This is a genomic window from Cypionkella aquatica, from assembly GCF_030161095.1.
Classification (GTDB): Bacteria; Pseudomonadota; Alphaproteobacteria; order Rhodobacterales; family Rhodobacteraceae; genus Cypionkella; species Cypionkella aquatica.
The window spans coordinates 240,481-253,657 of sequence record NZ_BSPP01000002.1; the positions used below are offsets into that span (position 1 = coordinate 240,481).

Genomic DNA, 13,177 nt, shown 5'->3' on the forward strand with positions numbered 1-13,177 from the left:
ATCTCCATATCTGCGGGGCCTGTGGGCCGCGATGACAAGATGTTGTGTCGGTTCATCCGAAGGGTAGGCTCCTGCAACACTGCGCCAAAGCGGGGCGCAAGCAACATAACAACGGGCTGCCCTTCGGCAGGGGTGAAACAAGACGCACCACGCGCAACCCTGCGCTGGCTGGCGCGTGGCTGATCAGGATTCGTCCAGGCCCCCGCCTAGAAGCGTTACACATAGCTGAACTTGCCCCGAATTGAAAGACTTACGGGGCATGCTGTGGGTGCAGCGGGGCATGGCCAAGGCACAAACATGGCCTTAGATTGGCAGCAATTCAGGAGGCGTGGCATGCAAGATGCGGTGATTGACGCGGTGGTGATCGGGCGCAACGAGGGCGCGCGGCTGATCCAGTGCCTGCAATCGCTGCAAGGCCGGGTGCGGCGGTTGATCTATGTGGATTCGGGGTCGGGCGATGGCTCGGTTCAGGCGGCGCGGGATTTGGGGGCCGAAGTGGTGGCGCTGGACATGCGGCTTGGCTTCACGGCGGCGCGGGCGCGCAATGCGGGGTTGGCGGTGCTGGCGGCGGGAGGAGAGGCGCCTGCATTCGTGCAGTTTGTCGATGGCGATTGCGAGGTGCAGCCGGGGTGGCTGGCGGCGGGCTTGGCGGGATTTGCGGCGCATCCGGGGGCTGTGGTGATCTGTGGCCGCAGGCGCGAGCGGTTTCCCGAGGCGTCGGTGTATAACGCGCTGGCGGATCGGGAGTGGGATACTCCGGTCGGTCAAGCGCTGGCCTGTGGGGGCGATGCGCTGATGCGGTTTGCGGCGGTGCAGGCGGTGGGCGGCTATGACGCCAGCCTGATCGCCGGAGAAGAGCCGGATCTGTGTCTGCGGTTGCGCAGGGCGGGTGGCGAGGTCTGGCGGATCGTTGACGAGATGACGCTGCATGACGCGGCATTGCTGCGCTTTGGGCAGTGGTGGCGGCGGATGGTGCGGGCGGGCTATGCCTTTGCCGAAGGTGCCGCGCGGCATGGGTCGGCTGCTGAACGGCATTGGCTGGCCGAGACGCGGCGGGCGGTGGTGTGGGGATTGGTGTTGCCGGTGGTGATGGTGTTGGCGGGGCTTTTGCATCCGCTGGGCTGGCTGTTGGCGCTGATTTATCCCGCGCAGGTGGTGCGGTTGGTGCGGCGCGGCGGTTTGGCTTGGGGCTTTTTCAGCGTGATCGGCAGGTTTGCCGAGGCGCGTGGGGTGGCAAGTTACTGGGCCAACCGGGCGCGGGGGCGCAGGCGTGGTTTGATCGAGTATAAGTAGTCAGCGGCGGCGCAGGTTCAGCGCGGCCAAGATCTGTCGCGGCAGAATGGCGAAGCAGGCAGCATAGCGCGGCACCATGCGGCGCGGATCGCGCAACGCCCGCCACAGCCATTCCAGCGCAAGTGCCCGCATCCAGCGCGGTGCGCGGGTTTGGCTGCCGGCCAAAAAATCAAGCCCCGCGCCAAAGCTGGCAAAGCCGGTGTGCGGCGCAAGGCTGCGGCCCCGCGCGGCGATGACCTCTTGCTTGCCCGCGGGCAAGGCAAGGACGCAAAATCCGATGTCGGCGGCGGCGAGGCGGGCCAAAATAGCGTCAGCCTCGGGGCCCTGCGGATCAAAACCCATCGGCGGTGCGATTTTAAGGGCGATGTGCAGGCCGGGGATCCGCGCCTCAAGCGCCGTCGCCGCGATGGCAAGGGCCGCATCGGTGGTGCCGATCAGCGCGACCGGGCGGCCCGCTTTGACGGCCAGATCCACCAAGGGCAGCACCATGTCAGACCCCGGCACCAAAGCCACCGGGCGGTGCGCAAGGCGGGACAACCAAACGATTGGGTTGCCATCGGCCACTACGAAATCTTGCGCGGCATAAGTAGCGCGAAACGCGGGCGAAGAGTGGAGTTTCACCAGATGGTCAAGGTTGATCGTGGCCAAGGCAAAGCCGTCGCGGGCGGCAAAGCGGGCAGCGACGGCCGCGATCAGTGCGGCGCGGTCATGAATGTTGACGGTGATCGTCGTCGTATCGAACTGAAACTGCACCCTGCGCCTTTCTGAGATAACTGGCGGCGTCGCACAGCAAAATGGCTGAAACATGGCCATTGCACCAGTAAAACGCGAACATATTGTTTCGCAAACGCTGCATTGAAACCGTTGCAAGGTTTTGGCGATTCATACTACTTGCGAAGGATGAATAAAGTCAGCACGCATCGCCAATCGGTTGATCTGGCCCGCTTCCTTGCCTGTTTTGGCATCGTGGCGGCGCATGTCTATGCGCTGGTGGATGATTGGGCCGGGCATCTGTCGCTGGGATTGTTTCTGGTGCTGACCGGCTTTCTGGCAATGCAGTCGTTTCAACGCGCGGGCGGCAATTACAATTTCGTGACGCGGGCGCAAAGGTTGTTGCTGCCTTGGCTGTTCTGGTCAGCGTTCTTCCGGCTGATTGATCTGAAAGTCTCGGATTCGCCGGAAAAATGGCAGATTTTGCATGATCCGTGGACGCTGTTCGTCGGATCGGCAATTCATCTGTGGTTCTTGCCCTTTGTGGCGCTGGCGATGCTGCTGGTGAAACCTGTCGGGCGGTTCGTCACGACTCCGGCGCGATTGGCGGCTGCGCTGGCGGTGGTGGTGGTGGTGTCGGTGCCGATGTTTTGGGCGATGCATGTCTACAAACCGCCTGCGCCACTGACGCAATGGCTGTATTCGCTGCCAGTTTATACCTTGGGCCTGTTGGTTGGGATTGCGCATCCGATGGGACGCTCGATCTGGCCGATCATTGCCGGGGCGGCGATGGCGCTTGGCGCGTATATGGTGACTGAGGCCGAGCCGTGGGCCTGGACGTTGTTTGGCGCCGTGCTGCTTTTTGAAGCGTTCTGGCGGGTGCAAATGCAGCACAAGGCGCTGCCATTGCTGGGGCAGGCGGCGTTTGGCATTTATCTGCTGCATCCGTTTTTCATGCTGGTGACCTATAAACTCGCCGGTCCGGGTGTGGACAAGATGATCGCCACATTGGCCACTTTTGGCATGAGTTGGGCCACGGTGGTGCTGTTGCGGCGGATCCCGATTTTCTTGCGGCTGACCTGATGTGGACCCAAACCCGATATTTGCCGAAGCTGATATTGGTGATAACGGGCCGCATGTGCTAAGATGCTGGCCTTGCTGACAGAAAGCTGAACCGCGCCGTGGCCTCGCCAAATATCATTGCCTTTATGATGCTGTTTGTCTGGCCTTTGGTCTGTTGGCAGTTGTGGCGCAGGTTGGACCCGGCGCGGGCGCTGATCTGGACGGTGTTGGGTGGCTATCTGATCATGCCGCCGCTGACGGTGATCAACTTTCCGATCATCCCGGATCTGGACAAAACGACGATTCCAAATCTGATGGCTTGGGTGGGCGCGCTATACGTGCGTCACGACAAGATCAGTTTTCTGCCTGAAGGCCGGATCGGCAAGGTATTGATCCTGATCTATATTATCTCGCCCTTTGGCACGGTTTTGACCAACACCGATCCGATTTACTTCGGAGCTGCCTATCTGCAGGGCATGAAAATCTACGATTCTGCGGCGGCGGTGGCGAACCAGTTCATCGCATTGCTGCCGTTCTTGCTGGCGCGGCGCTACTTGGGCAATCCTGCGGGTATGCGTGCAGTGATTGAGGCGCTGGTGCTGGCCGGGCTGTGGTATTCGGTGCCGATGCTGATCGAGGCGCGGTTTTCGCCTCAGATGAACGTCTGGGTTTACGGCTTTTTCCAGCACGACTTTTTCCAGACCATCCGGCAAGGAGGCTATCGCCCGGTGGTGTTTTTGCCGCATGGGCTTTGGGTGGCGTTCTTTGCGCTGATGGTGGTGCTGGCGGCGATGGTGCGGCTGCGCGATACGACCTCGGAGCTGCGACCAAAGGCACTGCTGATCGCGCTGTATCTGGCCTTCATGCTGTATGTCTGCAAAAGCGCGGGCGTCGCGGTTTATGCGTTGTGCCTGACGCCCCTGGTGTTGCTGGCAAACTGGCGGCTGCAGGTTTTGGCAGCGGCGGCGATTGCGGTTTTGGTGATCAGCTATCCGGTTTTGCGCGGGCTGCATCTGGTTCCGGTGGAGCAGATTGTCAATTTTGCCAATGGGTTCAGCGCTGACCGGGCGGGCTCGTTGCAGTTCCGCATTGATAATGAAGAGCTGTTGTTGGCGCGGGCGCAGGAAAAGGCGCTGTTTGGCTGGGGTGGCTATGGCCGGGCGTTTCTGCATGATCCGATCACCGGGCAGATGACCACGATTGCCGATGGCGCTTGGGTGATCGTGATGGGCACCTATGGCTGGATGGGTTTCATTGCCGAGTTCGGGCTGACCAGCCTGCCGATCCTGCTGCTGGGGCGTGAGGCGTTGTCTCGGTATGCGGCGCCGTTCAACCGCTATAGCGCGGGATTGGCGTTGATTTTGGCGGCCAATCTTTTCGATCTTTTGCCCAATGCGACGCATATTCCGTTCACTTGGCTGATGGTCGGCGGCTTGTTGGCCGAGGCCGAGCGGATGCGGCAGCTGCGGCTGGATGCGCAGCGCTTGGTGCTGCGACAGCATCTGCAACACGGCAAACAGAAGCGGACGGTGATCTGATGCGGGTGGATATCGGCGTCTTTGCGCATAACGAGGCGGCTGGGATTGCGGCGATGATGGCGCGGCTGCTGGCGCAGGATATTTTCGCCGATGCGGGGTTTGAGGCAAGGGCGTTGGTGCTGGCGAATGGCTGCGTCGATGACACGGAGGCGCTTGCGCGGGCAGCGGGCGCAGAGGTTGCCGATCTGCCAGAGGGCGGTAAATCCCGGACATGGAACCGCTTCGTGCATGATCTGGCGCGACCTGACGCCGATGTGCTGGTGTTTGTCGATGCCGATATCGCGTTTTGTGATGCGGGGGCACTGCGGCGGTTGGTGCAGGCTTTGGGCGCGCGTTGGGTGATCAACAGCCAGCCGATCAAGGATATCGTGGCGCAGCCCGAGGGGTTGTCAGCCTTGGACAAGATCATCGCGGCGGCGGGTGGCGGTTTGGACGATTGGAAAACCGCGATTTGTGGCCAGCTTTACGCGATGCCTGCGCCGGTGGCGCGGCGGTTTCATCTGCCGATTGGCCTGCCGGTTGAGGATGGTTTTCTGCGCGCGATGGTTTTGACCGACGCGCTGACCGAGCCCGAGGATTTCGCGCGGATTGGCGGCGCTGATGACGTTTGGCACATCTATGCGTCAGAGCGGTCTGTGCGCGCCCTGATCAAGCATCAGGTGCGAATCGTGGTCGGATCGGCGGTGAATTTCGCAGCCTTTGCGGCGTTGGTTTCGGTGACTGCGGCGCGGCGCCATGATGAATTGGCGCGGGCTGCGGGTGATCCGGCTTGGCTGAGTGCGGTGCTGCGGGCGCGGTTGCCGCGCTGGCCGTTCGGCTATGTGCCGGGGCATTTCCTGATAAAGCGGGTGGTGCGGGCTGCTGATCAACCGCGCGCGCTGCTGCGACCAAAACGGCTGTTGATCACTGTTCTGGGCTTTGGTTTTGACCTGATCGTCTACTGCCGCGCGCAATGGGCGATGCTGCGCGGCACAGGCGCTGGGCATTGGTAAGCGGCGTTGCTGAAACTTTGCCATAACCGGGCCGTATTGTTGAAATAGGAAGGCATTGTTCAAAAGCCCTGTCGTCGCCATTTTAATGGAGTTGATAGGGTGTGAACTGTGACGATTTGGGGTAAATTGTTGAGATCTGCTGTGGGTTTGTCGCCTGCGGACAGTCGGGAAGATAAGGCATATGAGCAAGGATTTCGGTGACTTGAACATCAGCGATAACGACATCGCTGTGGTTGGCATGGCCGCGCATTTGCCGGGGGCTGCTGATATTGCCGCCTACTGGTCCAATCTTGCCGGGGGCATCGAATCGATCCGGGTGCTGTCAGAGCCAGAGCTGCTTGCGGCTGGCGAAAGCCCGGCGCGGCTGCGGAAGGCCAATTATGTGGCTTCGGCAGCGGTGCTGGATGGGTTTGAGCAGTTCGATGCAGATTTCTTCGGCTTTTCGCCGAAAGAAGCCGCGATCATGGATCCGCAGCACCGCCAGTTTCTTGAGGTGGCGTGGGAGGCGTTGGAAAACGCAGGCCATCCTCCCGAGAATTTTGCAGGCTCCATCGGGGTTTATGCGGGCTGCGGAATGGGCAGTTATTTCTACTTTAACCTGTGTTCAAACCGCGATCTGGTTGATCAAACCGGCATGTTTTTGCTGCGCCATACCGGCAATGACAAGGATTTTCTGGCCACCCGCGTCAGCCATATCTTTGATCTGAGAGGGCCGTCGATCAATGTGCAGACCGCCTGCTCGACATCACTGGTCGCGGTGCATTTTGCCACGCAAGCGCTGCTGAACGGCGAATGTGACATGGCTTTGGCGGGCGGCGTGACGATCGAGCTGCCGCATGCGCGCGGCTATCTGTTCACCGAGGGCGAGATTCTGTCCCCCGATGGCCATTGCCACGCCTTTGATCATCGCGCGGAAGGCACGGTGTTCGGCTCGGGTGCGGGGGTGGTGGTTTTGCGGCGGGCCCGCGATGCGATCCGCGATGGCGACCATATTTGGGCGATCCTGAAGGGCAGCGCTGTCAATAATGATGGCGCGGCAAAGGCGGGCTACCTTGCGCCGTCGGTGGATGGGCAGGCGAAATGTATTGCCGAGGCGCAGGCGATTGCCGGAGTTTCGGCGGCGGATGTGTCTTATGTGGAATGTCATGGCACCGGAACTTATCTGGGCGACCCGATTGAGGTCGCGGCGCTGACGCAGGCGTTCCGGCAGACCACGGATGCGGTGGCCTCGTGCCGCATCGGTTCGGTCAAGACCAACATCGGGCATCTGGATACGGCGGCCGGGGCGGCTTCGCTTATTAAGGTCGCGCTGTCGCTGCACCATCGGCAATTGCCGCCAAGTTTGGGCTATGAGGCCCCGAATCCGTCGATTGATTTTGCGAGCAGCCCGTTTGTGGTAAATGATCAGCTGCGCGATTGGGGCAGCCTTGGGCCACGCCGGGCGGGGGTGAATTCGCTTGGCGTTGGCGGCACCAATGCGCATGTGGTCTTGGAAGAAGCCCCCGCGCGGGCGGAGGGCGAAGACAGCCTGTGGCCGTTCCAACCTATTGTTATCTCGGCAAAATCCAAGGCAGCTTTGGATGCCGGGGCGGGGCGGTTGGCTGCGCATTTGCGCGCAGATGCGTCGCAGGATCTGGCCGATGTTGCTTATACGTTGAAAGAAGGTCGTCGCGCGTTTGAAAAGCGGCGGGTGCTGGTGGCGGGCAGCCATGAAGAGGCGGCTGATCTGCTGGAAGGTGGCGATCCGCGCCGCGTGTTTAACCATGATTTTCTGGGCGAAAGCCCCGAAGTGGTGTTCATGTTTCCCGGCGGCGGTGCGCAATATGCCGGAATGGCGCGGGATATCTACGCGACAGAGCCGGTGTTCGCCGATTGGATGGACCGGGGTTTGGCGGTGCTGCAACCCAAGCTGGATTACGATATTCGGGCTTTGTGGCTGCCGGAAATCGGGATGGAAGCGACAGCCAATGCACGGTTGAAGCGGCCGTCGGTGCAATTGCCGCTGATCATGATTACCGAATATGCGCTGGCGCAGCTGTATATGTCGTGGGGGGTGACGCCTACGGCGCTGGTCGGCCATTCGATGGGCGAGAACACGGCGGCCTGTCTTGCGGGCGTGATCAGCTTTGAAGATTGCATCGGCCTTGTGCATCTGCGCGGCACGCTGTTTGACACGATTGCGCCGGGTGGGATGCTGTCGGTGCCCCTTTCGGAAGCGGATTTGCGCCCGTTTATCGTCGGCGATCTGGATTTGGCTTCGGTCAATGCGCCGGGGCTTTGCGTGGTGTCCGGCCCGGATGCCAGCTTGCTGGCTTTGGCTGCGGAACTGGCGAAGGTCGAGGTTGAGACCCAGCGGATTCAGATCGACATCGCTGCACACAGCCGGATGCTAGAGCCGATTTTGACGCGGTTTGGCGATTACCTAAGAAAAGTTCACTTAAGCGCGCCGCAGATTCCGATTGTGAGCAATCGTTCAGGAATTATGCTGACTGAGGCCGAGGCCACCAGCCCGGACTATTGGGTGCAGCACCTGCGCAACACAGTGAATTTCCAAGCCTGCATGGCCGATCTGATGGCAGAGCCGGGGCGGGTCTACCTTGAAATGGGCCCCGGTCGGGCGCTGTCCTCCTTGGCGCAGGCCAATGGTGTGCCGCAGGGGCAAGTGATCGCGGCGCTGCGGCATCCCGAGCAGAAAATGGCCGATGATGCGTGGCATATGGCCAGCATCGCGCGGCTGTGGGCTTGCGGCGTGGCGGTGGATTGGGAACCGATCTGGGCAGGCGCGCGGCGCAATCGGGTGGTGCTGCCGGGCTATGCCTTTCAGCGCAAACCCTATTTCATCGAACCCGGCAAGGGTGCCGAGGTTGAGGCGCAGGCGCTGCCCGCCCGTATCGAGGATATCGGCGATTGGGGCTGGAAACCGCATTGGCGGCCCGCGGCGACGGGATTTGACTTCGCCGCAGATTTTGGGGATGCGCCGAAAGAGAACTGGCTGATTTTCCTTGATAAAGAAGGCCTTGGTGCGATTTGTGCCGCAAAGCTGCGGGCGGGTGGGCACAATGTACAAACCGTGCGGGCGGCGGATGCCTTTGGCCGCGACGGCGAGGGCGGCTATATGCTGCCACCCGAACGTGGTCGCGAAGGCTATGATCTGCTGATCCGCGATCTGGTGGCGCGGGGCCAAACCCCGAACCGGATTGCGCATTTCTGGCTGGTGACGCGGAGCCCCGATTTCCGCCCCGGATCAAGCTTTTTGCACCGCAATCTGGAGCAGGGCTTTTACAGTCTGATGTTCCTGGCCCAAGCGATTGCCGAGGAAAATCTGCCGCGCCCGTTGCATATCACCGTGGCCTCGACCGGGGCTTCGCAGGTGAAATCCGAAGCTTTGGCTGACCCGGAAAAGGCGATGATCGCAGGCCCCGCACGGGTGATCCCGCGCGAGTTGCCGGGGGTGACGGTTTCGACCCTTGATCTGGCTTTGCCACCGCAGCCGCGTCGTGGCAAAGCCGCACTGGAGCCCTTGGCCGAGCAGGTGTTGGAAGATCTTCTGGCCGTGCCCAATAGCGTGATCGCAGCCCTGCGCGGTGAAAAGCGCTATGAACTGGGGTTGAAGGCCGCTGACCTTGGCGAACAAAAATTCACATTGCCGCAGGGCGCGCATGTGCTGATCACTGGCGGCTTTGGCGGCATCGGTTTGACCATCGCGGAAGACCTGATCCAGCGGTTTGGGGCGAAAATCACGCTGATCGCGCGGCGCAATCTGCCCGATCGGGGCACTTGGGCCAAGTATCTGGCGGCGCATGACCCCTCTGGCCCGATTGCGCGGCGGATTTTGGCGCTGCAACGGCTGGAAGCCTTGGGCGGCGAGGTTTTGGTCGCCCCAGCAGATGTCTGTAATCTGGAAGATATGCGCGCGGCGGTGGCTGCGGGCGTCGCCCGATTTGGCGCAGTGCGCGCGGTGATCCATGCGGCGGGCGTGGTGGACGACGGACCGCTGATGCTGAAAACCCCGGCGCATGTCGAAGAGGTGTTCGCGCCGAAACTGCATGGCACGCTGGTGTTGGATCGCCTGTTCCCGGATGGCACGCTGGATTTGTTGGTGCTGTTTGCCTCAACCTCTACAGTGACCGGGCCTGCGGGGCAGATCGACTATGTTGCGGCAAATCAATTCCTGAATGCCTATTCACAATCGCGCAGCACTGGCAAAACGCGGGTGATTGCGTTGAACTGGGGGATATGGACCGGCGTTGGCATGGCGGCCGAAGCTTTGGCTGACCGCACGGGGGCGCCGCCTGCACCGAGGCTGCCGATTTCCGCGCCACTTCTGGATGAAGCAAGCTTTGACGGCCAAGGAAATCGTCTGTTTACAGCGACTTATGCAATGGACCGTTGGGTGCTGGATGGCCACCGCACCAAGGCAGGTCAGGCGCTGATCCCCGGCACAGGCACGATCGAGATCGCCGCCGAAGCCCTGCGCGCGCAGGGAGAGACGGGGGCGTTTGAGCTGCGCGATCTGTATTTCTTCCGGCCCTTGGATGTGGCCGAGGGCGAGGCGCGGCAGATCCGGGCGACGCTGCCGCGCAGCGATGAGGGCTATGGATTTGAGTTGCGCTCTGGTGTGACGGTGAAAGGGCGGCTTGGTTGGCAGTTGCACGCACAAGCGCGGGCGATTCCGCTGGTAGCGCAGGCCGCGAAGATCGACGTTCTGGCGATTGCGGGTCGTTTACCTGCGGCAGAAGTGGGGCGCGGTTTGCGCAGCCCGCAGGAAGAGCATCTGAACTTTGGTCCGCGCTGGCGGGTGTTGAACTCGCGCTCTATTGGCAAAGATGAGGGGCTTGCGCGGCTGGCTTTGCCTGCGGAATTTGCTGACGAGGCGGGACCTTGGCTGCTGCATCCGGCGTTGATGGATTTGGCGACCGGTTGGGCGATGGGGCTGATCGACGGCTATCGCCCGGATCATTTGTGGGTGCCGGTGTCCTATGGCCGCATCCGGGTTTTGCGCCCGCTTCCTGCCGAGATTGTGTCTTGGGTGCGCAATGCGGCGGACAATCGGGCCAACCTGCCGACCGCCAGTTTTGATGTGACACTGGCCACGCCGGACGGCGAGGTTTGCGTGGAAATTGAAGGCTTTAACATCCATCGGCTGGAAGGGGCATTGAGCTTTACCCAGCCCGATCCGCGCGAATTGAGCTTTGACGAGACGGTGGCAAAGCCGGTTTCCCCCGCCGAAGAACGCCTGCTGCACAGCTTTAGCTTGGGCATCCAGCCCAGCGAAGGTGCCGAGGCTTTTGGCCGGGCGTTGGCCTTGGGCGGCAGTCAGGTGATCGTGTCCAGCCTTGATCTGCCCGCGCTGATCCGGCAAACCGCCGAAGCCGAGGCTGCCAAAATCGAAGGCAAATCCTTTGAACGTCCCGATCTGGACACGGCTTATGTGGAGCCGCGCAACGAGGTTGAGCGCACTTTGGTTGGCTTTTGGCAAGAGTTGCTGGGCGTGGCGCAGGTTGGGGTTGAGGACAGCTTCTTCGATCTTGGCGGCCATAGTCTGATCGCGGTTCGGCTGTTTGCGATGGTCAAAAAGGCCTATCGGGTGGATTTCCCGATCTCGGTTTTGTTTGAAGCGCCGACGATTGCGCGCTGTGCGGCGCTGATCGTGGCGCAGATCGGGGATGTGGGCAGCGATCACCCGACGAAACTGGCGGCTCCGACGCGGCGGTTCACGCATCTGGTGCCAATGCATCAGGGCGAGGGCGGGCCGAAAACGCCGCTGTTCATGGTGGCAGGCATGGGCGGCAACGTGCTGAATCTGCGCCACATGGCAAATCTGATGGGTGCGGATCGCCCGTTCTATGGGTTGCAGGCGCGCGGGCTGCTGGGAGATGATCAGCCGCATACCACGCTGCAACAGGCGGCGACTGACTATCTGGCCGAAGTGCGGCAGGTGCAGCCGCATGGGCCGTATGTGCTGGGCGGCTATTCCGGGGGCGGTCTGACCGCTTGGGATATGGCCCGCCAGTTGGAGGCCGCCGGCGAACACGTGGCGCTGGTGGTGCTGCTGGACACGCCGTTGCCGATGCGCCCGGTGGTGACTTCGCGCGACAAGGCTGTGATCAAACTGTTGGAGTTCCGCCGTAAAGGTGTGGGCTACTTGTTTGAATGGATCCAAAAACGCCATGCCTGGAATGTGCAGCAGCGCGCGCTGCGACGGGCTGGCCCCCCTGCCGAAGCGCCGACCGATTTCCACAATATGGCTGTCGAAGTTGCGTTCCGGGGGGCTTTGCCGCAGATGCAACTGGTCCGTCGGACCGGGGCGGCTGTGCTGTTCCGCCCGCCGATGGATCTGAAATGGCAGGTGGCTGCGGGCCGTTGGGTCAGCGATGCCAAGGAATACGTCTATCCCGACAATGACTGGGGTCAGTTTGCCCCCGCTTTGCAAACGATCGAGGTGCCGGGCGATCATGACAGTATGGTGCTCGAGCCGAATGTGCGGGTGCTGGTGGCGAAACTGCGTGCCGTGATTGCTGCGGCTGAAGCGGGCAGCAATAATATCGTGCCGCTTGCCACAGCGGCGGAGTGAAGCATGGCGGGATTGCTGACGGTTTTGCTGAACTGGCGATCTGCCGAGATGACGTTACAGGCGGCCGAAGCGGCGCTTGTGGCGCTGGACGGGATCGCGGGCGCTTTGGTGATCGTCGACAACGATTCCGGCGATGGCTCGTTTCAGGTGATGCTGGCCGAGGTGCAGAAACGCGGTTGGGACAAAGGCGCGCAGGCGGTGCGGGTGCTGCAATCGGGGCATAACGGTGGCTTTGGGGCGGGTAATAACTTTGGCATCAGGGCGGGGATGCCCGATGGCTCGACACCGGATTTTGTCTATATTCTGAACTCGGATGCGTTTCCTGAACCGGATGCGATCCGGGCTTTGCTGTTGCATTTGCAGGCAAATCCGACGGTGGGATTCGCGGGCAGCTTTATCTATGGCGACGATGGCGCGGCGCATCGCACGGCGTTTCGGTTTCCGTCCATCGCGTCGGAGTTTGAGGGGCAGTTGCGGTTTGGCCCGGTCAGCCGGGCGCTGAACCGCTTTGTTGTGGCGCAGCCGATTCCGCAGGTGACCGGGCGGGTGGATTGGCTGGCGGGTGCCAGTTTGATGATGCGGATGTCTGTGCTGCAGCAGATCGGCCTGTTTGATGAGCAGTTTTTCCTGTATTTTGAGGAAACCGATCTGTGCCGCCGTGCCGCCCTTGCGGGATTTCCGACCGATTATGTGGTGGAAAGCCGGGTGATGCATATTGGCTCTGTCTCGACCGGGATGCGGGAGTGGCAGAGGATCCCCAGCTTTTGGTTGGACAGTCGATTGCATTATTTCACGAAAAATCATGGGGTTGCCTATAGCGCGGCGGCGACTTTTTCGGTGCTTGTGGCCGGTCTTTTGTGGCGGGCACGCCTGTTGATCCAGCGCAAAGACCGTGGCGATCCGCCATTCTATTTGACCGACCTTGCGCGCCATGCTTTGCGCGCGATCTTTGCCAAGCCCAGAAACACCGCCCAATCACGACCCTCGGTTGAGGGGTAAGGACTCAT

The 13,177-nt window shown here is 61.4% G+C and carries 7 protein-coding genes; 6 read left to right on the plus strand and 1 reads right to left on the minus strand.

Annotated elements, in window-relative coordinates; all coding sequences use genetic code 11:
- Positions 1–333: 333 nt before the first annotated feature.
- On the plus strand, positions 334–1,293 hold the full coding sequence (locus QQJ98_RS01900) for a glycosyltransferase family 2 protein (RefSeq protein ID WP_284323621.1): 960 nt from the start codon (positions 334–336) through the stop codon (positions 1,291–1,293).
- On the opposite strand, the gene QQJ98_RS01905 is transcribed toward QQJ98_RS01900, so the two are convergent.
- Positions 1,294–2,046: a WecB/TagA/CpsF family glycosyltransferase gene (locus tag QQJ98_RS01905; protein ID WP_284323622.1), complete on the minus strand. Its 753-nt coding sequence runs from the start codon at positions 2,044–2,046 to the stop codon at positions 1,294–1,296.
- Positions 2,047–2,193: 147 nt separating this feature from the next.
- Here QQJ98_RS01905 and QQJ98_RS01910 point away from each other — a divergent pair, with 147 nt between their 5' ends.
- The 5 genes from QQJ98_RS01910 (at position 2,194) to QQJ98_RS01930 (ending at position 13,169) form a co-directional block, all read left to right on the plus strand.
- Positions 2,194–3,087 (plus strand): acyltransferase family protein, encoded by an 894-nt coding sequence (locus QQJ98_RS01910; protein WP_284323623.1) that lies wholly within the window; start codon positions 2,194–2,196, stop codon positions 3,085–3,087.
- Between the two features lie 98 nt (positions 3,088–3,185).
- Positions 3,186–4,604 carry a hypothetical protein gene (locus QQJ98_RS01915; protein WP_284323624.1) on the plus strand — a complete coding sequence of 473 codons (1,419 nt, stop codon included), beginning with the start codon at positions 3,186–3,188 and terminating at the stop codon, positions 4,602–4,604.
- A complete protein-coding gene (locus QQJ98_RS01920; RefSeq protein WP_284323625.1) occupies positions 4,604–5,596 on the plus strand; it encodes a glycosyltransferase family protein in 993 nt (330 codons plus the stop codon). The genes QQJ98_RS01915 and QQJ98_RS01920 overlap by 1 nt, the downstream gene beginning before the upstream one ends.
- 181 nt (positions 5,597–5,777) lie before the next feature.
- Positions 5,778–12,170: a type I polyketide synthase gene (locus QQJ98_RS01925; RefSeq protein ID WP_284323626.1), complete on the plus strand. Its 6,393-nt coding sequence runs from the start codon at positions 5,778–5,780 to the stop codon at positions 12,168–12,170.
- 3 nt (positions 12,171–12,173) lie between these two features.
- On the plus strand, positions 12,174–13,169 hold the full coding sequence (locus QQJ98_RS01930) for a glycosyltransferase family 2 protein (protein ID WP_284323627.1): 996 nt from the start codon (positions 12,174–12,176) through the stop codon (positions 13,167–13,169).
- Positions 13,170–13,177 lie beyond the last annotated feature (8 nt).

What these genes read in the sequence shown, in the direction of transcription:
- QQJ98_RS01930 (WP_284323627.1), top strand. Translation starts at nt 12,174, where the DNA reads ATGGCGGGATTGCTGACGGTTTTGCTGAACTGGCGATCTGCCGAGATG.
- QQJ98_RS01910 (WP_284323623.1), top strand. Translation starts at nt 2,194, where the DNA reads ATGAATAAAGTCAGCACGCATCGCCAATCGGTTGATCTGGCCCGCTTC.
- QQJ98_RS01900 (WP_284323621.1), top strand. Translation starts at nt 334, where the DNA reads ATGCAAGATGCGGTGATTGACGCGGTGGTGATCGGGCGCAACGAGGGC.
- QQJ98_RS01925 (WP_284323626.1), top strand. Translation starts at nt 5,778, where the DNA reads ATGAGCAAGGATTTCGGTGACTTGAACATCAGCGATAACGACATCGCT.
- QQJ98_RS01920 (WP_284323625.1), top strand. Translation starts at nt 4,604, where the DNA reads ATGCGGGTGGATATCGGCGTCTTTGCGCATAACGAGGCGGCTGGGATT.